A 21,756-nucleotide genomic window follows, 5' to 3' on the forward strand; every position below is an offset into this window, starting at 1 on the left:
AACACGTCGTCAGCTTACGGTCTCGGTGCGGTGAAGATCTTGGGTAAGACGAAAAAAGGGATCCAAGATTGCTTAGCAGCGAAATATCCATTCCCGGACGTCAAATCGACACAACGGTAGCGTTCATTCAACACCATGACAACATTGCATCCGTAGCTGCATATCACAGCCAGGTCCTCGACCCGCCCAGCCACCGCAGGGAACCCAAGCCCTCGCAGAAGCGTTTGTAGGTGTTCAAACCTGCCGGCTGCGAGGTGTCTCTCATGATCAGGTGGATCATCATTCTTTTGATTATCGCGGCCGCGGCAAGCCTGCTCGGCATGCCGGCACTGGCTGGAGCCGCCGCAACCGGCGCCCGCATCCTCATCGGCATCGTGCTGATCATCTTCCTGCTGATCGTGCTTGGCGTATTCGCGGTGACCTGAAAAGCATGCCGCACTGGTAATTTCGGCCGGTATCCGCCATATAGGCGCCAAATCGGCAAGAGACCTTTCGATCCATGGCAAGCGCGGCCCCTTTCGCCAAGATGAACGGTATCGGCAACGAAATCATCGTTGCCGATATGCGTGGCCGTGCCGATCGCGTAACGCCTGCGGCAGCCGTCGCGCTTAATGCCGACGCCGCGACCAGGTTCGACCAGATCATGGCGATCCACGATCCCAGGACGCCGGGCACCGCCTTTTTCATCGACATCTTGAATTCCGACGGAACCAGTGCGCAAGCCTGCGGCAACGGCATGCGCTGTGTCGTCCAGGCGCTCGCCGCCGAGACGGGCCAGAAGACATTTGCCTTTGAAACAGTCGCCGGCATCCTCAATGCCGAGGAACATGCCGACGGAATGATCTCGGTCGACATGGGCAAGCCGCGCTTTGGCTGGCGGGACATCCCGCTGGCCGAGGAGTTTCGCGACACCCGCATGATCGAACTGCAGATCGGCCCGATCGATGCGCCGGTACTGCATTCGCCGTCGGTCGTCTCGATGGGCAATCCGCACGCCATCTTCTGGGTCGACCGCGACGTCCGGTCCTATGAACTCGAGCGCTTCGGCCCGCTGCTCGAAAACCACCCGATCTTCCCTGAGCGCGCCAACATCACCATCGCGCAAGTGACTTCGCCGGAGACCATGGCCATCCGCACCTGGGAGCGCGGCGCCGGACTGACCAAGGCCTGCGGCTCGGCTGCTTGCGCCGCCGTGGTCGCCGCGGCCCGCACCCGGCGCACCGGCCGCAGCGTCACGCTGATGACGCCCGGCGGCGGCTCGCTGCACGTCCTGTGGCGCGACGACGACCACGTCATCCTGACCGGTGCCGCCGAATGGGAATTTTCCGGCAGCTTCGATCCGTCGACCGGGGCGTGGGCGCGCGACACCGAAAGCGCCGCCTGATGGCTCCTCGTGGCAACAGGGGTATCGACGTCGTCACCTTCGGCTGCCGGCTGAACACCTATGAATCCGAGGTGATGCGGCGTGAAGCCGAAAGTGCGGGCCTCGGCGGGCTCGAAGGCGGCGCTATCATCTTCAACACCTGCGCCGTCACCGGCGAGGCGGTGCGCCAGGCCAAGCAGTCGATCAGAAAAGCCCGCCGTGAGAACCCGGCCGCCCGCATCATCGTCACCGGCTGCGCCGCGCAGACCGGCCCGAAGGATTTCGTCGCCATGGACGAGGTCGATCTCGTCCTCGGCAATGAGGAGAAGCTGAAGGCGCATTCATATCGCGCGCTGCCGGATTTCGGCGTCAACGACACCGAAAAGGCGCGCGTCAACGATATCTTTTCGGTGCGCGAAACGGCCACCCACATGGTCGACGCCATCGAGGGCCGGGCGCGCGCTTTTGTCCAGGTGCAGAACGGCTGCGACCACCGCTGCACCTTCTGCATCATTCCCTACGGTCGCGGAAATTCGCGCTCGGTCCCGATGGGCGCCGTGGTTGAGCAGGTCAAGCGACTCGCCGGCAATGGTTATGCCGAGATCGTGCTGACGGGCGTCGACATGACCAGTTTTGGCGCCGATCTGCCGGGCGCACCGAAGCTCGGCAAATTGGTCAAGACCATCCTGAAGCAGGTGCCAGACGTGAAACGCCTGCGGCTTTCTTCCATCGATTCGATCGAGGCCGACGACGATCTGCTGGACGCCATCGCCACCGAGCCGAGGCTGATGCCGCATCTGCACCTGTCGCTGCAATCGGGTGACGACATGATCCTGAAGCGGATGAAGCGCCGGCACAGCCGCGACCAGTCGATCCGCTTTTGCGAGGATGTGCGCAAACTGCGCCACGGCATCGTTTTCGGCGCCGACATCATCGCCGGCTTCCCGACGGAGACGGATGCCATGTTCGAAAACTCGCTGGAGATCGTCGAGGAATGCGGCCTGACGCATCTCCATGTCTTCCCGTTTTCGCCGCGCCAGGGCACGCCCGCCGCGCGCATGCCGCAGCTTCGCCGCGAAATGGTCAAGCAGCGCGCCGCACGGTTGCGCGCCGCCGGCGAGGTCGCCTACCGCCGTCACCTTTCCTCGCTCGCTGGCACACGCCAGTCGATCCTGGTCGAGCGCGATGGGCTCGGCCGCACCGAAGGGTTTACGCTGGCCGTGTTGTCAGCCGGGGCGCCGGGCGACATCGTCGAGGCTGATATCGCCGGCAATGACGGTATCAGACTGATCGCCGCGCCGCTTGCCGCCCGCGCCGCCTGAGAGCGCAAGACATGGCCGGGTTTTTCAAGAAGATATTTTCGTTCGGCAAGAAGGAAGTTGTCGAGGAGCGGCCCGACGAGACCGCACCGCTGCCGCCGATCAAATGGGACGAACTGGAGGCGCTGAAGCCGGCGGCCGAGCAGGCCGTCCCGGAGTTTTTGAAACGCGAAGAGTCGCGGCCCGAGGCAGACACTGCGCCTCCGCCGTCTGTCGAGACGGAAGCGCCGCCCGCGCCGCAGCCACCGCTCGAACCCGCACCAACCATTCCGCCCGAGCCAGAGATCCAGCCGGAGTCGGAAACGCCTGCTGAGGAGCCGGAAGAAATCCCGGCCGAGCTTGTTATTCCCGAGCCGGAGCAGCCGGAGATTGTCCAGACTGAGCCTCGGTCATCGGAAGCTGGCGCTGCCCCTCATCCGCCTGCCGGCACCTTCTCCCCGTATGGTGACGGGGAGAAGGGGGCTGATCGGCAGGCCGAGCCTCCTTTTGAAAGCGATGAAGAAGAAGCTGCAACGCTGACGTCCCCCTCTCTCCGTCCTTCACGGGGGTCCGAAGGACCGGCGAGACAAGCGGCTCGCCCCGGAACGGGAAAGGGTGAGGGGCAGCGCGAACCTCTGCAAGATACCGCACCGCCCGCCGAGAGCCCCTCCGCAGCGCCCGAAGCGCCGCCGGCCGAAATCCCGCCTCCGCTCCGCCAGCCCGCCCCGGTCGAAACGAAACCGGTCTTGACCGAGATTGCGCCCGAACCAGAGGCCATTCCGCAACCATCGCCGGAGCCAAAACCTGCCCCCGGCAAGGTGACCGTAACCAAGAAGGTCGAGCAGAAGGCCGAGCCGCAAAGAGCGCCCGAACCGGCGCCGAGGCGCTCCTGGTTCCAGCGCATGCGAGACGGGCTTGCCCGCTCTTCCAGGGAGTTGTCCGGCAACATCGCCGGCGTCTTCACCAAGCGCAAGCTCGACGAGGACACGCTGCAGGACCTGGAGGATGTGCTGATCCGCGCCGATCTCGGCATGGAGACGGCTTTGCGCGTTACCGACGCGCTCTCCGCCAGCCGCTACGGCAAGGATGTCTCCGAGACGGAAGTCCGCGCCATCATGGCGGCGGAGGTGGAGAAGGTGCTGACCCATGTCGCCATGCCGCTGGAACTCGACCTCAGCCACAAGCCGCATGTCATCCTGGTCGTCGGCGTCAACGGCACGGGGAAAACCACGACCATCGGCAAGCTCGCCGCAAAGCTGACCGATGGCGGCCTCTCGGTGATGCTCGCCGCCGGCGACACTTTCCGCGCCGCCGCGATCGAGCAGTTGAAGATCTGGGGCGAGCGCACCAACTCGCCGGTCATTGCCTCGAAGCTCGGCGCCGACGCCGCCGGCCTCGCTTACGACGCCTTCGAGCGGGCGAAGGAGGCCGGCTCCGACGTGCTGATCATCGACACCGCCGGGCGGCTGCAGAACAAGACCGAACTGATGGCGGAACTGGAAAAGATCGTCCGCGTGCTGGGCAAGCTCGATCCGGAAGCGCCGCACACCGTGCTGCAGACGGTCGATGCCACCACCGGCCAGAATGCGCTCAACCAGGTCGAGATCTTCCGCAATGTCGCCGGCGTCAACGGCCTGGTGATGACCAAGCTGGACGGCACGGCGCGCGGCGGTATTCTGGTGGCGATCGCGGCAAAGCACAAATTGCCGGTCTACTTCATCGGCGTCGGCGAACAGGTCGACGACCTCGAACCCTTTTCCGCAAGCGAGTTCGCCAGGGCGATCGCTGGCGTGGCTTGACGAGCATGATCCCGAAAAGTTGCAGACTTTTTGGATTGGATCGTGCGTAAGAAGGATCCCATGAACCCACCCATCCTCGAACGCGACCTGTCCGATCCGCGACGCAAGGCGTTGAACTCCGGCCTGAAATTCCTGCTCGAACTCGGGCCTGGTCTGGTGTTCTTTTTCACCACCATCCGCGGCGCGTGGCTTGTCGGGAAATTCCCGATCCTCAGCCATATCGGCGAGCCTATCCTGATTGCCACAGCGTTCTTTATGGTGGCGACGGCGCTGTCGCTCAGCGTTTCGTGGATTTTGACGCGCAGCTGGCCGATCATGCCGCTGGTCTCGGCCATCGTCGTGTTTGTGTTTGGTGCGCTGGCGCTGTGGCTGCAGGACAAGACCTTCGCTTTCATGAAGCCGACAATCATCAACAGCCTGTTCGGCATCACGCTGCTTGGCGGGTTGGCGTTTGGCAGATCGCTGTTGGGCTATGTCTTTGATTCCGCCTTCAATCTCGACGCCGAAGGCTGGCGCAAGCTCACTTTCCGATGGGGGCTTTTCTTCCTTTTTCTGGCTGTGCTGAACGAGGTCGTGTGGCGCAATTTTTCTGAGGAAACCTGGCTTTATTTCAAGGTCTGGGGCACGATTCCCATTACCCTTGTCTTCACGTTAAGCCAAATGCCGTTGATCCTGCGCCACTCGCTCGAGGACAAGGCCGCCAAGGAAGAGAAAGCCGGCAAATAGAGCAATTCCAAGAAAAGTGTGTAGCGGTTTTCCGGGGAAAAGCGCGTAGCGCTTTCCCTAGGGAATTGCGTCAGAATAGGAGGAGAGGGGCATGGAATTCATCACCACGCGCGACGAGTTGAGGACGATCTACAAGACGCCTCGGCCGACCGACGGTTCGATCCGCAAGGAACTGAAGGCATTGGACGGCCACTGCCGTTCCTTCATCGGCAAGAGCCCCTTCGTGCTGATCGGCTCGTCCGACGGCGCCGGCAATGCCGATGTGACGCCGAAGGGCGACAGGCCGGGCTTCGTAACAGTGCTTGACGAGAAGACCATCGCCATCCCCGACCGGCCCGGCAACAACCGGCTCGACACGCTGGAGAACATCCTTCTCAATCCCTCGATCGGGCTGCTCTTCCTCATTCCCGGCATGAACGAAACGCTGCGTGTCAATGGCGATGCCCGCATCACCGTCGATGCGTCATTGCGTGAGCGGCTGGCGGTCGACGGCAAGGCACCGCAAAGCGTCGTCGTGGTGACGGTCAAGGCCGCCTACATGCATTGCGCCAAGGCCTTCATGCGCTCCGAATTGTGGAAGCCGGAGAGCTGGTACGACCGCGCGACGCTGCCGACGCTCGGCCAGATCCTGCGCGACCAGTTGGCGCTCGCCGATTCGGCCGAGGCGACCGACCGCTGGCTGGACGAGGAATACAGAGAGACCATGTGGTAGTGTGCCCGGCGACGAATCGCTCGAGCCGGTCTCCATTTCCTTGCTCAACATCCTCGCCATCTCTGGCAGCCTGCGCGCCGCCTCGACCAATTCGGCCCTGGTCGCGGCACTCGCGCAAAACGCGCTGCCGGACTGTCACGTCGCCGTCTACGATGGGCTTGGGCGGCTGCCGATCTTCAACCCCGACGACGAAGGCGAGCGAACGCCACCGCAAGCAGCGGCGCTGATCGACGCGGTCACCGCCGCTGACGGCGTCATCGTCTCCTGCCCGGAATATGCCCATGGTGTGCCAGGCGGCCTGAAGAACGCGCTCGACTGGCTGGTGTCGCGCGATGCAGCCGTCGGCAAACCGGCCATGCTGGTACATGCCTCGCCGCGCTCGCTGTTTGCCCGCGCCGCACTTGCCGAGATCATGCGGACAATGTCTTTCGCGCTCTATGAGGAAGCAGCGCTCGAAATCGCGTTGCTCGGCAAGAAGCCGCCGGAGGTGGAGAAAATCCTGGCGGAACCGGAAAACCGGCTGGCGATGCGCAGCGCCGTTTCGGCCTTCGCGGGCTTCATCCGCTCGCGTTAAGTGGCGGCCATCGTGCTGTCGTATCCCAGGGCAGAGCGAACGCGAAGCGAGCGTCGGCGATCCTTCGCGCCCCCCTCTGTCCTGCCGGACATCTCCCCCACAAGGAGGGAGATTGGCCGTCATCCCTGCTTTCGCCAATCTCCAACGTTGAAAGAAGGGCCATGCGGCGAAGCTGCCGATCTCCCCCCAAGTGGGGGAGATGCCCGGTAGGGCAGAGGGGGGCGCTGTCCCGCAGGCCTCTCGCAAACTTCCGCACTGCCGCTGTGCTCGTCGAGAAATCAGCCCTTGCCCCTCCGCGTCTCGACGTCGGTCTCGCCGACGAACCAGTCGCGTGCAGCGACTTCCTCGAACACCACCCAGACATCGTTGCTGGTCAGGCCGGTGGCGCCGGTGATGGCCGCCGTCACCTGGGCGGCGATCGCGGCCTTTTTGCCGGCCGGGTCATCGGCAATCACCTCCTTGACCAGGCGGATATTCACGAATGGCATGGTGCCCTCCCTTGGATATGCTTGGCGGCCGTTCAATAGGTTTTGGCGCCGTTGACCATGAGCCGGACCATGTAGAGCGAGGTCGTGCCGGCGATGTAGAGGCAGTTCAGCTTGTTGCCGCCGAACACGCAATTGGCGACGACTTCCGGTACCTTGACCTTGCCGATCAGCGTCCCGTCTGGATCGTAGCAATGGATGCCGTCGGCGGCACTGGTCCAGATGCGGCCGTCCGCATCCAGCCTGAAACCGTCGAACAGGCCGGCGGTGCAGTCGGCAAAGACCTTTTCGCCGGAGACCGTCTTGCCGCCCTGGCCAACAGTGAAAACCCGGATGTGCGCCGGGTTTTGGGCGCCATGCGTGCGGCCGGTGTCGGCGACGTAGAGCTTGCTCTCGTCGAGCGAGAAGGCGAGCCCGTTGGGCCTGACCATGTCGGTGATCACCGCCTCGGTCTCGCCGGTGCCGGGATCGACGCGGTAGACATGGCAGGCGCCGATCTCACTTTCGGCCTTGTCGCCCTCGTAATCGGTATCGATGCCGTAGCTCGGGTCGGTGAACCAGATCGAGCCGTCGGACGTGACCACCGCGTCATTGGGCGAGTTCAGCCGCTTGCCGCGCCATTTGTCGGCGATGGTGATGACCGAGCCGTCATGCTCGGTGCGGCTGACGCGGCGGCCGGAGTGCTCGCAAGTGACCATCCGGCCTTGCCGGTCGACGGTGTTGCCATTGGAATTGCCGGACGGCTGACGGAACACGCTGACGCTGCCGTCGGTGTCGTCGTAGCGCAGCATGCGATTGTTCGGAATGTCGGACCACACCACATAGCGCCCGGCCGCAAACCAGGCCGGCCCCTCCGCCCATCGGCAGCCGGTAAACAGCCTGTCGACCTGTGCGTTGCCGTTGAACAGCCGCGAAAAGCGCGGATCGAGAACTTCGTAGAATTCGCTGGTCATGGTTCCTCCCGGTATCAGTCGCTTGGCGAGCCGCGATCAAGCCAGCCTGCGATCGATATGGCAAGATCGATGATGCGTCAGAAGCATTAGGGGAGCGAATGCTGGGCCGGACGGCAGGTCACATCCCGTTAACCGGCTATGCGCCCAGCGCAATGGTGCATTGCAACATCTTATTTTTGCAACGCACCATAACTATGTCATGCTTCGTATCGATCAAGGGAGGAACAACTGGCCGCGAAATGCGGCGCAAAAGGAAACTCGCTATGATCATCGACAGCCTCATGAGCCGCGCTCGCGCCAGCATCGCCAAGCGCCGGCATTACAACCGCCTCGTCGCCGAAATCGACAGCTTCAGCAGCCGCGACCTCGCCGACATGCGCGCCGACCGCTCAGAAATGCTCTATCAGGTCCACAAGCAGATCTACGGCTGAGTCTTCGGTCGACCTATCACGATCGGCGGGCATCAGCCCGGCACGGCCAGCGCCTTCTCGATCTCCGGCAGCAGCAGCGTCTGCGCCGAGTCCGGCGTCAGCGGCCCGACATGCTTGTAGGCGATCTTGCCATCCTTGCCGATGACGAAGGTCTCCGGCACGCCGTAGACACCCCAGTCGATCGCTGTGCGCCCGGCCTGGTCGACGCCGATCGCCTGGAACGGATTGCCGAGATCGCCAAGGAACCGACGGGCGTTTTCCGGCTGGTCCTTGTAGTTCAGCGCTGCCATGACGAAGCGTCTGTCCTGCGACAGCGCCAGCAGCACCGGTTGCTCGTCGCGGCATGGCGCGCACCAGGACGCGAAGACGTTGACCAGCGTCACTTTGCCGGCGAACTGTTTTGAATCGAGGCCCGGCAAATTGGTGCCCTCGAGCGCCGGCAGGTTGGTCTGCGGCGCCGGCAAGCCGATCAGCGCCGACGGCACTTCCGACACGTCGCGCCCGGACAACAGCTGCGCCAGGAACAATCCCGCCAGCCCGAGAAAGACCAGCAGCGGCACCAGCACGATCAGGCGGCGACGCGCCGGTGTTTCCGTTTCCGTGCTCATGATTTTGCTGCCTTGTCGGAGCGCCGGCGCACGCCGGACGCCTCCAGCTCGGCGAGCTCTCGCTTGCGGCCGCGCTGGTCGAGCAGGATCCAGCCAACCAGCCCGGCCAGCACCACGGCCGTAATGGCATAGGCGGCGGTGACATAAAGGGCATGCATGCTCATTTTCCCGATCCAAGGCTTCTCACGGCGAAATTCATAGCCTCACCGGCCGTTTGTCGCAATGAACGGGTCTGCGGCAGATTTGCGGTTATCGCAAGCCGAAGGTCACTGCGAAAGCAAAACACCTGATATGTTTTTGATACGCATGTATTGGCACGTCAGGGACAGCCTGACAGCCCCTTCGCAGGTAAGCAGGATTCTACCGGCGTCATCCCACATCCTGATTGCACTGGAGCCATGGCTCTGGAACTTGCGAAGGCTAATGGATTCGACCGCGATGAACTCAAGCCCGAAAGACACGGCATTGAACGCCGCCCATTTGGCGGGGGGCCGGTAGGGAAGGACGGTCGAGATGAAGGAAAGGTGCATGCTAGGCCCGTTGCGGTCCATCTTGGCCCCGGTAACCTCGACGGAGGACAGATCGGGGTAGTTGCCGTAGATGGTCTGGAGAAAGATCGGGTTCTCTATGCGCAGCGGCCACATCAATCCGTTCCGTGCCGCAGCGCCAGCGCCGCTGCCACCGGCCCGAGCACGGCAAGAAACAGGGTCAGCGCGGTAAGAATGAGGAAGGGATGCAGGAAGGGATCGGGGTCCGCCACCGCGCCATAGCTTGCCGATACGCCGAAGATCAGTACGGGAATGGTCAGCGGCAGCACCAGCACCGAGATCAGCAGTCCGCCGCGCGGCAACGCTACCGCCACCGCGGCACCGGCAGCACCGATGAAGGTGATCGCCGGCGTGCCGACCAGAAGCGTCAGCGCCGTGGCGCCGATGCCGGCCGGCTCCATGTTCATGAACAGGCCGAGCAGGGGAGCCGCGACGACCAGCGGCAGCACGCTTCCCGCCCAATGCGCCAGGCATTTCGTCAGCACGGTCAGGGCCAGCATGTGCCGGTCGTTGCCAAGCACCAGAAGATCGAGCGAGCCGTCCTCGCGGTCAGCCTGGAACAGCCGGTCGAGGCCGAGCAGGCAGGCCAGCAAGGCGGCGATCCACAGGATCGCCGGGCCGATGCGGGCCAGCAGCTTCAGGTCGGGACCGACGCCGAAGGGGATGGTCGCGATAACGGCGAGAAAGAAAATCACGCCGGTAAGCGCCCCGCCGCCGGCGCGGATACTTAAGCGGATGTCGCGCAGGAAGAGGGCTAGCATGATGTGAGATGCTTTCGCCCAGGCACCCCCCTCTGTCCTGCCGGACATCTCCCCCGCAAGGGGGGAGATTGGATGTCGCCTCGGCTTTCGTCAGTCTTCAACGTGAAAGAGAGGGCGAGTCGTTGAAACCGCCAATCTCCCCCCTTGCGGGGGAGATGTCCGGCAGGACAGAGGGGGGTGCGACAGAGCGCCGGCATCACCCAACCATCCCCATCACAAGCTCCCTCGCCCCCTCCAGCCCCAGCGGCAAATGCGTGGCCGCAACCACGATCCCCCCACCATCGAGATGCTTCCGCATTAGCCCGCCGAATCTCTCCTCCGAAGCCTTGTCCAGTCCCGCCGTCGGCTCATCGAGCAGCCACAATGGCCGATGACTGACCAGCAGTTTTGCGATCGCGGCGCGGCGGCGCTGGCCGGTCGAGAGATAGCCGAACGGCAGATGGCCGATGCCGCCCAACCCGACGGTCTCCAGCGCCTCTTCAACACCCCTGGAACCGGCGCCCGAAAAATCGCGCCAGAAGCACAGATTCTCCTTAACGGTGAGTGCGCTCTTCATTGCGTCGAGGTGGCCGAGATAGTGACAGGCCGAGGCGGCCGACGGAAAGTCTTCGCCACCACCTTCGAACCGCACACGGCCTGCCGCCACCGGCAACAGTCCGGCGATGATCCTGAGCAGCGTCGATTTGCCGGCGCCGTTAGCCCCGGTGACGACCAGCGCCTGGCCATCCCCCAGCGCGAATTCGATGCCGGAAAATACCGTCTCGCCGCCGCGTTCGCCGCCCAGATTTTCGGCGATCAGCCGCATCCGTTCCCCTTCGCCGAAAGTTCAAGCGCGGCTTCGGTGCGCCGCAGCAAAAATGGCAATTCCGTGTCTAGAACTATTCCAGAAAATTCTCTATATCCGCATCATCCGTGCCAGCGGTCGGCACGGGAACCGAATTTGCGCCGAACCAGCGCGCGTGCCGCCTTGAACGGCCCGGACGCTTGGGAACGGATAGCGGAAATGGCCGTACCCGCACCTTTGCGCGTGATTTGCATGCCCACTGGCGTCCGTTCCCTCCCCGGCAACCGACAGTTAGGGATCGCACGTGTCCAAATCACTCGACAGCTTCAATTGCCGCCGCACGCTGACCGCCGGCGGCACCGAGTACATCTACTATGACCTTGTCGAGGCCGAAAAGAACGGCCTCACCGGCATCGCTCAATTGCCCTATTCGATGAAGGTGCTGCTGGAGAACCTGCTGCGCAACGAGGACGGCCGTTCCGTCACCAAGGAGAGCATCCAGGCGGTCGCCGGCTGGCTGACCGACCGGGGCACTGCCGGCGTCGAGATCGCCTATCGCCCGGCCCGCGTGCTGATGCAGGATTTCACCGGCGTTCCGGCTGTGGTCGACCTTGCCGCCATGCGCGACGCCATGGCCTCGCTCGGCGGCGACCCGCAAAAGATCAACCCGCTGGTGCCGGTCGATCTGGTCATCGACCATTCGGTCATCGTCGACGAATTCGGCACGCCGCTGGCTTTCGCCCGCAATGTCGAGCTTGAGTATGAGCGCAATGAGGAACGCTACAAATTCCTGAAATGGGGCCAGCAGGCGTTCCGCAATTTCCGCGTCGTGCCGCCCGGCACTGGCATCTGCCATCAGGTCAACCTTGAGTACCTCGGCCAGGTCGTGTGGACCAACAGCGAAGATGGCGAGACCACCGCCTATCCCGACACCTGCGTCGGCACCGATTCGCACACCACCATGATCAACGGCCTTGGTGTTCTCGGCTGGGGCGTCGGTGGCATCGAGGCCGAGGCCGCGATGCTCGGCCAGCCCGTCTCCATGCTGTTGCCCGAAGTGATCGGCTTTCGCCTCACCGGCAGGCTGAGGGAGGGCGTCACCGCCACCGACCTGGTGCTCACCGTCACGCAGATGCTGCGCAAGAAGGGCGTCGTCGGCAAGTTCGTCGAATTCTTCGGTCCGGGCCTGTCCAACATGACGCTGGCCGATCGTGCCACCATCGGCAACATGGCGCCGGAATATGGCGCCACCTGCGGCTTCTTCCCGGTCGACAGCGAAACCATCCGCTACCTCACCATGTCCGGCCGTGACGAAAGCCGCATCGCCCTGGTCGAGGCTTATTCGAAGGCGCAAGGCCTATGGCGCGACGTCGGCTCGGCCGATCCGGTCTTCACCGATCTGCTCGAGCTCGATCTCGGCAGTGTCGTCCCGTCGATGGCCGGCCCGAAGCGGCCGGAAGGCCGCGTGGCACTTGAAGACATTCCGGCCGGCTTCGACAAGGCCATGGAGACCGAATACAAGAAGGCCGCCGAAATCGACAAGCGCTATGCCGTCGAGGGCACGGACTACGATCTTGGCCATGGCGATGTCGTCATCGCCGCCATTACCTCCTGCACCAACACCTCGAACCCGAGCGTGCTGATCGGCGCCGGGCTGTTGGCGCGCAACGCCAACCGGCTCGGCCTCAAGCAGAAGCCGTGGGTCAAGACCTCACTGGCGCCGGGCAGCCAGGTCGTCGCCGAATATCTGGAGAAATCCGGTCTGCAGAAGGAGCTCGACCAGATCGGCTTCAACCTGGTCGGCTTCGGCTGCACCACCTGTATCGGCAATTCCGGCCCGCTGCCGGCGCCGATCTCCAAGACCATCAACGATAAGGGCTTGATTGCTGCGGCAGTCTTGTCCGGCAACCGCAATTTCGAAGGCCGCGTCTCGCCCGACGTGCAGGCGAACTATCTCGCCTCGCCGCCGCTGGTCGTCGCCCACGCGCTGGCCGGGACCGTGACCAAGGATCTGACCACCGAGCCGCTCGGCGAGGATCGCAACGGCAATCCGGTCTATCTCAAGGACATCTGGCCGAGTTCAGTCGAGATCCAGGAATTCATCGAGAAGAATGTCACGCGCGAATTGTTCGCCCGCAAATATGCCGACGTCTTCAAGGGCGACGAGTACTGGCAGAACGTCAAGGCGCCGGAAGGCCAGACCTATGCCTGGGACGACAATTCGACCTATGTGCAGAACCCACCCTATTTCGCCGGCATGACATCAGGCTTCGGCAAGATCGGCGATATCAAGGGCGCGCGTGTGCTCGGTCTGTTCGGCGATAAGATCACCACCGACCACATTTCGCCGGCCGGTTCGATCAAGGCGGCCTCCCCGGCCGGCAAGTACCTCACCGACCACGGCGTCGGCGTCGCCGATTTCAACCAGTATGGCACGCGCCGCGGCAACCACGAGGTGATGATGCGCGGCACCTTCGCCAACATCCGCATCCGCAACCACATGCTGGGCGAGAACGGCCGCGAGGGCGGCTACACCATCCATTACCCGTCGAAGGAAGAGGAATCGATCTACGACGCCGCCATGCACTACAAGAAGGAGGGCGTGCCGCTGGTCATCTTCGCCGGCGTCGAATATGGCAACGGCTCGTCGCGCGACTGGGCGGCCAAGGGTACGAATCTGCTCGGTGTCCGCGCGGTCATCGCCCAGTCCTTCGAGCGCATCCACCGCTCCAACCTGGTCGGCATGGGCGTAATCCCCTTCGTCTTCGAGGAAGGCACCTCGTGGGCCTCGCTCAACCTCAAGGGCGACGAACTGGTCGAGATCGACGGACTGAGCAACATCAAGCCGCGGCAGAAGATGATCGCCAGGATCACCTATGGCGACGACAGCGTCAAAGAGGTTCCGATCATCTGCCGCATCGATACGCTGGACGAGCTCGACTACTTCAAGAATGGCGGCATCCTGCAATACGTGCTGCGCGACCTTGCGGCTTAAGGGAGTAGGGCAATAAGGGAGTAGGGCAGTAGGGGAAGCAAGGACAAGCACCTACTGCCCTACTGCCCTACTTTGGCTTTCCAAACCGCGCTGTCGCCGCCAGCAGCACGCCGAGCATCAGCCCGTTGAGGATGTGCCACAGGAAATGCGTGCCGAGCGGAAAGCCGCCGCAGACCAGCGGATCGATCATCCGGCAGACGACCGACACGACGAAGATCGCCGAACCCGCCAGATTGTACCAGCCGGCACGATTGCCGCTGGCCGCCACCCAGGCGCCGAAGAAGGCAAGCGCCAGGAAGGGCGGCAGGTAGCCGGTCGTGCCGTTCGACGCTTGGCGCAGCCAGTCCGGCACGGCAAAGGTCACCAGCCCGGCAACGGCGTAAAAAGGCGACGAAGATGACGATCGCCTTGCCCCATTTCATGCCGAGAAAACGTCGCAGGTTGAACAGCGTGTAGGCCAGCGTGAACCCTGCAATCGGCAGCACGTCGGCCAGGATCATTCCCCTTGTGGCAAAGGTGTGGAACAGCGACGAGCCGACGCCGATCGCCACCACCCACCAGGCCAGCACTTCGGCGAAGGCGCCGGTGCCGCGCTTGCGCACCTGCCAGACACCCCATAGCCCGGCGGCAAAAAAAGCCAGATTGTTCAGCGCATTGAGCGGTTCAGCCCAGAATTCCGGCCCCGTCCGTTCGCAATAGAGGTCGACCGGCGCCAGGAGAGATTGCCACATGCTGATTGCCGCCCGAATCGCTTCCATCGTGAAGTGCGCGTCCACCTATTGCGCCCTTGCCAGCGGTTGCAACGGCAAAATTTCACCGCAACGTGACTTCCCGTTGACTGCCGCTTCTGCCACATATTTCGACAATCAGAACAAAGCCGGCATCACCGGCGGGATCGGAACGGCCATGTCATCTCGAAGACCATTGCGGCTTGCGGCCGTTGCGCTGGCTCTCTCGGCGTTTGCCGGAAGCGCCTTCGCCGAGCAGGCCGACAAGCCATTAGGCGTCGTCGAGCTCTTCACCAGCCAGGGATGTAATTCCTGTCCGCCGGCCGACGAATTCTTCGCCGAGCTCGCCGCCAAGGAGAACATCGTCGCGCTCGCCTATCATGTCGACTATTGGGATTACCTCGGCTGGCAGGATACGCTGAGCCGCAAGGAAAATACCGAGCGGCAATATGAGTATATGCGCGCCTTCGGCAGCCGTTCCGTCTACACCCCGCAAGCCGTCATCAACGGCCGCAGCCATGTCAATGGCGCCAGCCGCAAGGAAGTCGACGGCGCGCTGGCCCGCATGGAGAGGGTCGGCGAAGGCATGCGCGTCGGCATCAAGGTCAGCCGGACCAGCGATCGCGTCATGATCGATGCCGGCGACGCCGTGACCGGCCCCGCCGACGCGCATGTCGTCATCGTCTATTTCAACCCGCCGCAGACGATCAAGATCGGCAAGGGTGAAAACACCGGCCGCAGCATGACCTACTGGAACGCCGTCTCCAGCATCCAGACCGCCGGCATGTGGCACGGCAAGGCGCAGCGCTACGAACTGCCGATGAGCGAGATCGCCAAGAAGGGCGGCTGCGCCGTGCTGCTGCAGTCGGTCGGCAAGGACGGCGTGCCCGGTCCGATCCTGGGTGCAGCCTTTATCCGCAAGCCTTAGATGGAGCGCTCTCCCTTCTCCCTTGTGGGAGAAGGTGTCGCCGAAGGCGACGGATGAGGGTGTTCCAGGGAACGCCAACGCCTCACTCCGTCCAACACCCCTCATCTGTCTCGGCGCTGCGCGCCGATCCACCTTCTTCCACAACAAGGGGAGAAGGGATAGCCGCGCTCAAGCCTCCGACGACAGCCTATCCGGATGGATCGCGCCGCCACGGCTCCAGCCAATAAAAAACCGGCGTCAGCTTGCTTCTGACGCCGGTCATTTAGGTTTTGGGATCGTCGCACCCGATCTTTCCAAGGAAAGACCGAGGTTGGTTCGATCCGACGCAGACCCGTGGGCGGGGGGCTTGGGGTTTACGAGCCGGTGCCGGACCGAACCGTCTCAGGCAACGCCGGTAAATTCGTCGGACATTGGGGCATGAGCACGGATAAAAAAAGGCAGGATTGTGGCGAAGCATCACCAATTCCAACAGGCGTTTCGCAAACGTGACTGGACGTTGGAGAAACCGCGCGGTGCTGCCGTTGCCCGGCCGGGCCTTGCAATTCGGCAACGAAAGCGCCAACTTTGGTCGGCGTACGATTCATTGCGAGGATCCAGGCATGACTGATCGCAGCAGCGGGACGGAGGATGGGGACGCATCCGCAATATTGATCCCGCTGCACGAGGCAAGACACGAACGCCTCGACCAGCCGGTGCGGTTCGACCGCCGCGAACTGGACCAGATCCTCAGGCTCTACGGCCGTATGGTCGCCGCCAATGAATGGCGCGACTATGCTATTGACCATCTCACCGACCGCGCCGTTTTTTCCGTCTTCCGTCGCACCAGCGAAGTGCCGCTTTTCCAGATCGTCAAGGATCCGAAGCTGGCGCGCCGGCAAGGCGCATTCGCCGTCATCGCCGCCGGCGGACGCATCCTCAAGCGTGGCCAGGAACTCGGCCGGGTGCTTGGCGTGTTCGACCGAACGCTGAAGCTGGTCGAGGCGTAACCCCTTATTTTTGTTTTCGGAACTTCCGCTCGGGCAGCGATTTCGGATCGGGCGGGACCGACGCTCCACCGTTGATCGGCAGTTGCATGAACACCGTGTCCAGCCAGCGTCCGTGCTTGTAGCCGGAGCCTTCCAGGCGGCCGGAATGGTGAAAGCCGAGCTTCTCGTGCAACCGCACCGAGGCGCTGTCGGGCCGGCCATCGCCAATCACCGCGATGATCTGGCGAAAGCCCGCCGCCTTGGCTGCCTCGATCAGCCTTTGCATCAGGAGCAGCCCGACGCCCTGCCCCTTGGCGTCGGGCGCGACATAGACGGAATCCTCAACCACGAAGCGGTATGCCGGGCGCGGCCGGAAAGCGCCGGCATAGGCATAGCCGAGCACAATGCCGCCTTTTTCCGCCACGAGATAGGGAAAGCCACCCGCTACCAAACTGTCGAAGCGCGCTCCCATCTCGATACGACTTGGCGGGTCGAGTTCATAGCTCGCCGTGCCGTTTGTCACCGCGTCGGCATAGATTTCCGTGATCCGGTCGAGATCGGCCGACGTCGCGGCCCGCAAGGTGATGCTGCTCATAATTTATGCACGTCGTTCATCTGCCCTATATCACAGCAAAAGCCGGCACAAAAGAAAAGGGCGGCCATTGGGCCGCCCTTTCCAAACTCGCTGGAGTCAGACCATGATCCCGAAAAGTGGAAACCGGTTTTCGGAACAGATCATGGTCAACAAAGAACGCCGTACTAGCGACGGTCGCCCATGAACTGCAGCAGGAACATGAACAGGTTGATGAAGTCGAGATAGAGCCTCAGCGCGCCCATGATCGCCTTGCGGCCGGCGACATCAGTCTCGTCACCCTCGAAATACATCTCCTTGATGTTCTGCGTGTCATAGGCGGTGAGGCCTGCGAAGATCAGCACGCCGATCGCCGAAACGGCGAAGGAAAGCGCCGACGACTGCAGGAAGATGTTGATCACCATCGCGATGATCAGGCCGACCAGGCCCATGACCAGGAACGAGCCGAACGCGGAAAGGTCGCGCTTGGTCGTGTAGCCGTAGAGCGACAGCCCGCCAAACGCGGCGGCGGTGGCGAAGAAGGTCTGCGAGATACTGGCGGTGGTGTAGACCAGGAAGATCGACGACAGCGACAGGCCGACAAGGCCGGCGTAAACCCAGAACGTCGTCTGCGCCGCCGAAACGCTCATCGATTGGACCCGGAACGACAGGAACATCACCGCTGCCAGCGGGGCAAAGATCACCAGCCATTTCAGCGGCGAGCCGAAGATCGCGTAGCCGAACGAGGTCAGCATCTCGCCGCTTGGCAACGTGGCAACCGCCGAGGCGGGATCGCTGGTGGTGGCCAGCATGATTGTGCCGACCGCGGCAAGGCCGGTGATGAGGAGGCCAAGCCCCATCAGGTTGTAGACTTTGATCATGTAGGCGCGCAGGCCCTGGTCGATGGCAGCATCGACGCCGGCGCCGGGCACGGCGCGCGTCTGATAATTGCGAACGGGATCAGCCATGGAAATCCTCATATTGCTTCTGCCCCGTCCGGTGTCAGGTCCTTTTGAACCCAGGCGCCGCTGGCGGGGCTCCAGCATGCCTGCGCCGAAATATGATGGTTCTTGGCGTAAAGGACAAGACCGTAACCGGACGTAATGCTCCGTGAAGTGCCGGAGATCCGGTTTTATTGGCCTTGCCGGTCGAAACATTAACGAGATTTAATCAAAACCGGCTCTGGCTCAAAGATTCCGCAGCACCGGCGCCGCCTTGTGGCCCAGCACCCGCCACGTGCCGGCCAGGCCGATACCCACCGTGACCACCAGTGAAAAGCCGATGGTCGCCACCGCTACCTCGGGCATGAAGTGCGATGGCAGCGTCATGATGCGCGCGACGACGTACCACGCCGCCACACCGCCCGCCGCCAGCGCGAAGATCGCGGTCGCAAGGCCGATCAGCATGTATTCCAGCGAAAAGGCCGCGATCAGCGTTTTCCTGGTCGCACCCAGGGTCTTCAGCACCACCGCGTCGTGGATGCGGGCCCGGTTGCCGGCGGCGAGCGCCCCGGCCAGCACCAGCACCGAGGCGATCAACGCCACGCCCGCCGCGGCCCTGATCGCGGTGCCGAGCTGCACCACCAGCCGGTTGACGATGTCGAGCGCGTCCTTGACCCTGACCGTCGTCACCGCGGGAAAAGCCCGGGTGACGGCATTGAGAAGATGCGCGTCGTCGGCCGCCGACGCATTCGTCTCGGTCAGCGTCGCCAACCAGCCATGCGGCGCCCCGGCGAATGTGTTGGGCGAGAACACCATGACGAAATTGATGCCCATGGTTTCCCATTCGACCTGGCGGAAATTGGCGATCTTGGCCGTGATATTGCGGCCGAGCACGTTGACGGTGATGGTGTCGCCGAGCTTCAGCCCGATCTCCTTGCCCTCCTCGGCGGAAAACGAGACCAGCGGTTCGCCGGAATAATTCCCCGGCCACCAGCTGCCCTCGGTCAGCGTTGCATTCTCCGGCAATTGTGCGTCATAGGTCAGCCCACGGTCGCCGCGCAGCACCCAGGCGCCTTCGGCCGGAACCTTGACCTTGTCGACATCGACGCCGTTGAGCGCCATCACCCGGCCGCGCAGCATCGGCACCTTGATCAGCGTGCCCTGCGGCGCCTCTTTGCCGACCAGCGCGGAGAAGGCATCGACGTCGCCGCTCTGGATATCGACGAAGAAGAAGTTCGGCGCCCGTTCCGGCAGGCTGCCGGAAATCTGCCGCCTGAGATTGCCATCGATCAGCGCCAGCGTCACCAGGAGCGTCAGCCCGAGACCCAGCGACAGCACCACGGACGGCGTCAAGGCGCCAGGCCGATGGATGTTGCCGATGGCGAGCCTGAGCGCCGTCGAGCGCACACGCGGACTTCTCTTCGCCGCCCACTGCACCAGCGTACCGACGACACGCAGCACCAGGAACGAAAAGACCGTGGCGCCGACGAAGATCGAGGCAATACGGCGGTCGCCGGAAAACAGGATCGCCAGCACCGCGAGCAGCAGCGCGATGGCCATTGCCGCGGCGACATAGAGCGGGCGGGGAAAACCGCGGCCCTCAAAACCCATTTCGCGAAACAGCGCCGTCGCTGGCACGTCGCGAGCACGGCCGAGCGGCAGCAGGGCGAAGGCCAGCGTCACCAGCAGCCCGAACAGCGCTGCCATGCCGAGGGCGCCGGGATAGAACCCACCTTCCGCCGGCACCGGAATAACCGACTGGAGTGCCGCGCTGGCCGCGAACGGCATCAGCGCGCCAAGCACAAGGCCCAGCGTGATACCGAGGGCGGCAATCATCAGGATCTGCACCAGGTAGACGGCAAAGACGAACCCGCCCGAAGCCCCCAGGCTCTTGAAGGTGGCGATGACGCCGCGCTTGCCGTCGAGATAGGCACGCACCGCATTGGCCACGCCGACGCCGCCGACCACCAGCGCCGTCAGCCCGACCAACGTCAGGAATTGCGAGAACCGCTCGATGTTCGAGGACAGCGCCGGCGCTGCGTTGCTGCGCGTGCGGATCGACCAGCCGGCCTGCGGGAACTCTTTCGCGGCCTGCTCCTGGATCGCCTTGATCTGTACTTCAGTGGTGCCGCCGGGCAGGCGGACCTTATAGGCGTTCTCGACCAGGCTGCCCGGCTGGATCAGGCCTGAAGCGGCAAGCCCGTCGGTCGACACCATCAGCCGCGGCGCAAAACCGAAGCCATCCGACACCGCATCTGGCTCGTTGACCAGCTTGGCGCGCAGCTCGAATGTCGCGCTGCCGAGCTTCAACCGGTCACCGATGCCAAGGTTCAGCCGCTCGAACAGAAGGTCCGGGGCGGCGGCGCCGAAGACACCGGATTTTTCGCCGAACAAATCCTCTCGCGACAGCACCGGCTGGGTCTCCAGCGCGCCATAGAGCGGATAGGCGCCGTCGACCGCCTTGGCCTCGACCAGCGCCTGGTCGGAGCCGTCCTCGAGCCTCGCCATCGAGCGCATGTTGGCGCTGTGCGAAACCGTGCCAAGCCGGCCGAGGAAGCTGCGTTCGGCTCTGGTCGGATCGCGCTGGTTGATCTGGAAGCGGAGATCGCCGCCGAGCAGCGTCTGACCCTGGTCGGCAACACCGGCGGAAATCGCCTGCGCCACCGAATTGACGCCGCCGATTGCCGCGACGCCGAGCGCAATGCAGGCAAGGAAGATCAGGAAACCGGACAGCCCGCCGCGCATTTCGCGCAGCGAGAACTTGAAGGCCAGCCTCAGCGTTTGCGACAGCGGCATCAGGCGGTCACCTTGCCGGCCCTGGAGGCCGGCTTGGATGCGTCCTCGATCAGCCCCGACCGCATCGACACCTGGCGCGAGCAGCGCGCCGCGAGCACCGGGTCATGCGTGACCAGCACCAGCGTCATGCCGCGTTCGGCCGCCTTGGCGAACAGCAGGTCGGCGACGTGCCGTCCCGTCGCCTGGTCGAGATTGCCGGTCGGCTCGTCGGCGATCAGGATGCGTGGCGACGGCGCCAGCGCCCGGGCGATCGCCACGCGCTGCTGCTCGCCGCCAGACAATTCGCCGGGATAATGGGTGATGCGATCGCTAAGGCCGACCGCCGCCAGTTCGCGCGCCGCCACGCCGAACGGATCGGCATGGCCGGCAAGCTCAAGCGGGACGGCGACGTTTTCCAGCGCCGTCATATTGGGGATGAGGTGGAACGACTGGAACACGATGCCGATGTTTCGCCCTCGAAACGATGCGATCTGGTCTTCGCTTTTGCCGTTGAGCAGCTCGCCGGCAATTCGTACCGCACCCGAATCGACCCTTTCAAGCCCGGCCAAAACCATCAGCAATGTCGACTTTCCCGAACCCGAAGGTCCAACGATGCCTGTCGCTTCGCCGCTCGCCACATCAAGGCTGACGCCCTTCAGCACATGCACCGAGGATGCGCCTTCGCCGAGCGTCAGCGATACGTCTTTCAGCGAAATGACGGCTTCTTCCAAAATCAAATCGTCCTATATGGGGGAAAGAGGGCTAGAGCATCCGATGCTCGACAAAGACGAAAACCTGCCTTCGCCAACAG

General features: G+C 63.5%; 22 protein-coding genes and 1 pseudogene. 11 read left to right on the top strand and 12 right to left on the bottom strand.

Annotated features, from left to right (window positions below; genetic code table 11):
- Positions 1-263: 263 nt before the first annotated feature.
- From NKI50_RS24745 to NKI50_RS24775, 7 genes are all read left to right on the top strand, one after another.
- Positions 264-425: a DUF1328 family protein gene (locus NKI50_RS24745; protein ID WP_031195454.1), complete on the top strand. Its 162-nt coding sequence runs from the start codon at positions 264-266 to the stop codon at positions 423-425.
- A 74-nt stretch (positions 426-499) separates the two neighbouring features.
- Positions 500-1,384: a diaminopimelate epimerase gene (gene dapF / locus NKI50_RS24750; RefSeq protein ID WP_352641044.1), complete on the top strand. Its 885-nt coding sequence runs from the start codon at positions 500-502 to the stop codon at positions 1,382-1,384.
- Positions 1,384-2,685: a tRNA (N(6)-L-threonylcarbamoyladenosine(37)-C(2))-methylthiotransferase MtaB gene (mtaB, locus tag NKI50_RS24755; protein WP_352494045.1), complete on the top strand. Its 1,302-nt coding sequence runs from the start codon at positions 1,384-1,386 to the stop codon at positions 2,683-2,685. Before dapF ends, mtaB begins: the two co-directional genes overlap by 1 nt.
- A gap of 11 nt (positions 2,686-2,696) precedes the next feature.
- A complete protein-coding gene (ftsY, locus tag NKI50_RS24760; RefSeq protein WP_352588007.1) occupies positions 2,697-4,460 on the top strand; it encodes a signal recognition particle-docking protein FtsY in 1,764 nt (587 codons plus the stop codon).
- Positions 4,461-4,520: 60 nt separating this feature from the next.
- Complete coding sequence (locus tag NKI50_RS24765; protein ID WP_023721875.1) at positions 4,521-5,186, top strand: septation protein A; 666 nt, start codon at positions 4,521-4,523, stop codon at positions 5,184-5,186.
- A gap of 91 nt (positions 5,187-5,277) precedes the next feature.
- Positions 5,278-5,898 carry a pyridoxamine 5'-phosphate oxidase family protein gene (locus NKI50_RS24770; protein ID WP_352481060.1) on the top strand — a complete coding sequence of 207 codons (621 nt, stop codon included), beginning with the start codon at positions 5,278-5,280 and terminating at the stop codon, positions 5,896-5,898.
- A 40-nt stretch (positions 5,899-5,938) separates the two neighbouring features.
- Positions 5,939-6,472, top strand: coding sequence for an NADPH-dependent FMN reductase (locus tag NKI50_RS24775; protein ID WP_352481121.1), 534 nt, complete (start codon positions 5,939-5,941; stop codon positions 6,470-6,472).
- A 278-nt stretch (positions 6,473-6,750) separates the two neighbouring features.
- Here the strand turns inward: NKI50_RS24775 and NKI50_RS24780 are convergent, their stop codons facing one another.
- Both NKI50_RS24780 and NKI50_RS24785 read right to left on the bottom strand, forming a co-directional pair.
- Positions 6,751-6,960, bottom strand: a complete 210-nt coding sequence (locus tag NKI50_RS24780) for a tautomerase family protein (RefSeq protein WP_352481061.1) — start codon at positions 6,958-6,960, stop codon at positions 6,751-6,753.
- A 32-nt stretch (positions 6,961-6,992) separates the two neighbouring features.
- On the bottom strand, positions 6,993-7,910 hold the full coding sequence (locus tag NKI50_RS24785) for an SMP-30/gluconolactonase/LRE family protein (protein ID WP_352481062.1): 918 nt from the start codon (positions 7,908-7,910) through the stop codon (positions 6,993-6,995).
- Between the two features lie 263 nt (positions 7,911-8,173).
- On the opposite strand from NKI50_RS24785, the gene NKI50_RS24790 reads away from it, so the two are divergent.
- Complete coding sequence (locus NKI50_RS24790) at positions 8,174-8,341, top strand: hypothetical protein (protein ID WP_023721879.1); 168 nt, start codon at positions 8,174-8,176, stop codon at positions 8,339-8,341.
- A gap of 32 nt (positions 8,342-8,373) precedes the next feature.
- On the opposite strand, the gene NKI50_RS24795 is transcribed toward NKI50_RS24790, so the two are convergent.
- From NKI50_RS24795 to ccmA, 5 genes are all read right to left on the bottom strand, one after another.
- Positions 8,374-8,949, bottom strand: a complete 576-nt coding sequence (locus tag NKI50_RS24795; protein WP_352641048.1) for a DsbE family thiol:disulfide interchange protein — start codon at positions 8,947-8,949, stop codon at positions 8,374-8,376.
- Entirely contained in the window at positions 8,946-9,113 is a 168-nt protein-coding gene (gene ccmD, locus NKI50_RS24800; protein WP_023721882.1) for a heme exporter protein CcmD, read from the bottom strand. The genes NKI50_RS24795 and ccmD overlap by 4 nt, the downstream gene beginning before the upstream one ends.
- Before the next feature lie 102 nt (positions 9,114-9,215).
- Positions 9,216-9,593, bottom strand: coding sequence for an Imm50 family immunity protein (locus tag NKI50_RS24805; protein WP_352481064.1), 378 nt, complete (start codon positions 9,591-9,593; stop codon positions 9,216-9,218).
- On the bottom strand, positions 9,593-10,258 hold the full coding sequence (gene ccmB / locus NKI50_RS24810; protein WP_023721884.1) for a heme exporter protein CcmB: 666 nt from the start codon (positions 10,256-10,258) through the stop codon (positions 9,593-9,595). Before ccmB ends, NKI50_RS24805 begins: the two co-directional genes overlap by 1 nt.
- Positions 10,259-10,454: 196 nt before the next feature.
- Positions 10,455-11,063, bottom strand: coding sequence for a heme ABC exporter ATP-binding protein CcmA (gene ccmA, locus NKI50_RS24815; RefSeq protein WP_023721885.1), 609 nt, complete (start codon positions 11,061-11,063; stop codon positions 10,455-10,457).
- A 283-nt stretch (positions 11,064-11,346) separates the two neighbouring features.
- Between ccmA and acnA the strand changes: the two genes are divergently transcribed.
- Positions 11,347-14,037, top strand: coding sequence for an aconitate hydratase AcnA (gene acnA / locus NKI50_RS24820; RefSeq protein ID WP_023721886.1), 2,691 nt, complete (start codon positions 11,347-11,349; stop codon positions 14,035-14,037).
- 67 nt (positions 14,038-14,104) lie between these two features.
- Here the strand turns inward: acnA and NKI50_RS24825 are convergent.
- Positions 14,105-14,768, bottom strand: a pseudogene (locus NKI50_RS24825) (ceramidase domain-containing protein).
- 175 nt (positions 14,769-14,943) lie between these two features.
- Here NKI50_RS24825 and NKI50_RS24830 point away from each other — a divergent pair.
- Both NKI50_RS24830 and NKI50_RS24835 read left to right on the top strand, forming a co-directional pair.
- Positions 14,944-15,693, top strand: a complete 750-nt coding sequence (locus NKI50_RS24830; protein ID WP_023721888.1) for a DUF1223 domain-containing protein — start codon at positions 14,944-14,946, stop codon at positions 15,691-15,693.
- Positions 15,694-16,292: 599 nt separating this feature from the next.
- Positions 16,293-16,679: a DUF2794 domain-containing protein gene (locus tag NKI50_RS24835; RefSeq protein WP_023721889.1), complete on the top strand. Its 387-nt coding sequence runs from the start codon at positions 16,293-16,295 to the stop codon at positions 16,677-16,679.
- 4 nt (positions 16,680-16,683) lie between these two features.
- Here NKI50_RS24835 and NKI50_RS24840 read toward each other — a convergent pair whose 3' ends face one another.
- The 4 genes from NKI50_RS24840 to NKI50_RS24855 form a co-directional block, all read right to left on the bottom strand.
- Positions 16,684-17,253 carry a GNAT family N-acetyltransferase gene (locus tag NKI50_RS24840; RefSeq protein ID WP_352481068.1) on the bottom strand — a complete coding sequence of 190 codons (570 nt, stop codon included), beginning with the start codon at positions 17,251-17,253 and terminating at the stop codon, positions 16,684-16,686.
- Positions 17,254-17,417: 164 nt separating this feature from the next.
- Positions 17,418-18,197, bottom strand: coding sequence for a Bax inhibitor-1/YccA family protein (locus tag NKI50_RS24845; protein WP_254817871.1), 780 nt, complete (start codon positions 18,195-18,197; stop codon positions 17,418-17,420).
- A gap of 219 nt (positions 18,198-18,416) precedes the next feature.
- Positions 18,417-20,966: an ABC transporter permease gene (locus tag NKI50_RS24850; protein ID WP_352481069.1), complete on the bottom strand. Its 2,550-nt coding sequence runs from the start codon at positions 20,964-20,966 to the stop codon at positions 18,417-18,419.
- The gene (locus tag NKI50_RS24855; RefSeq protein ID WP_023721893.1) at positions 20,966-21,676 is read right to left on the bottom strand and encodes an ABC transporter ATP-binding protein; all 711 of its coding nucleotides are present in this window, start codon (positions 21,674-21,676) and stop codon (positions 20,966-20,968) included. The genes NKI50_RS24850 and NKI50_RS24855 overlap by 1 nt, the downstream gene beginning before the upstream one ends.
- Positions 21,677-21,756 lie beyond the last annotated feature (80 nt).

Source organism: Mesorhizobium sp. M0563 (genome assembly GCF_040321065.1).
In the GTDB taxonomy this organism is placed as follows: domain Bacteria; phylum Pseudomonadota; class Alphaproteobacteria; order Rhizobiales; family Rhizobiaceae; genus Mesorhizobium.

Coding starts and splice junctions, on each gene's coding strand:
- NKI50_RS24745 (WP_031195454.1), top strand. CDS start 264: ATGATCAGGTGGATCATCATTCTTTTGATTATCGCGGCCGCGGCAAGC.
- dapF (WP_352641044.1), top strand. CDS start 500: ATGGCAAGCGCGGCCCCTTTCGCCAAGATGAACGGTATCGGCAACGAA.
- mtaB (WP_352494045.1), top strand. CDS start 1,384: ATGGCTCCTCGTGGCAACAGGGGTATCGACGTCGTCACCTTCGGCTGC.
- ftsY (WP_352588007.1), top strand. CDS start 2,697: ATGGCCGGGTTTTTCAAGAAGATATTTTCGTTCGGCAAGAAGGAAGTT.
- NKI50_RS24765 (WP_023721875.1), top strand. CDS start 4,521: ATGAACCCACCCATCCTCGAACGCGACCTGTCCGATCCGCGACGCAAG.
- NKI50_RS24770 (WP_352481060.1), top strand. CDS start 5,278: ATGGAATTCATCACCACGCGCGACGAGTTGAGGACGATCTACAAGACG.
- NKI50_RS24780 (WP_352481061.1), bottom strand. CDS start 6,960: ATGCCATTCGTGAATATCCGCCTGGTCAAGGAGGTGATTGCCGATGAC.
- NKI50_RS24785 (WP_352481062.1), bottom strand. CDS start 7,910: ATGACCAGCGAATTCTACGAAGTTCTCGATCCGCGCTTTTCGCGGCTG.
- NKI50_RS24790 (WP_023721879.1), top strand. CDS start 8,174: ATGATCATCGACAGCCTCATGAGCCGCGCTCGCGCCAGCATCGCCAAG.
- NKI50_RS24795 (WP_352641048.1), bottom strand. CDS start 8,949: ATGAGCACGGAAACGGAAACACCGGCGCGTCGCCGCCTGATCGTGCTG.
- ccmD (WP_023721882.1), bottom strand. CDS start 9,113: ATGAGCATGCATGCCCTTTATGTCACCGCCGCCTATGCCATTACGGCC.
- NKI50_RS24805 (WP_352481064.1), bottom strand. CDS start 9,593: ATGTGGCCGCTGCGCATAGAGAACCCGATCTTTCTCCAGACCATCTAC.
- ccmB (WP_023721884.1), bottom strand. CDS start 10,258: ATGCTAGCCCTCTTCCTGCGCGACATCCGCTTAAGTATCCGCGCCGGC.
- ccmA (WP_023721885.1), bottom strand. CDS start 11,063: ATGCGGCTGATCGCCGAAAATCTGGGCGGCGAACGCGGCGGCGAGACG.
- NKI50_RS24830 (WP_023721888.1), top strand. CDS start 14,944: ATGTCATCTCGAAGACCATTGCGGCTTGCGGCCGTTGCGCTGGCTCTC.
- NKI50_RS24835 (WP_023721889.1), top strand. CDS start 16,293: ATGACTGATCGCAGCAGCGGGACGGAGGATGGGGACGCATCCGCAATA.
- NKI50_RS24840 (WP_352481068.1), bottom strand. CDS start 17,253: ATGAGCAGCATCACCTTGCGGGCCGCGACGTCGGCCGATCTCGACCGG.
- NKI50_RS24845 (WP_254817871.1), bottom strand. CDS start 18,197: ATGGCTGATCCCGTTCGCAATTATCAGACGCGCGCCGTGCCCGGCGCC.
- NKI50_RS24850 (WP_352481069.1), bottom strand. CDS start 20,966: ATGCCGCTGTCGCAAACGCTGAGGCTGGCCTTCAAGTTCTCGCTGCGC.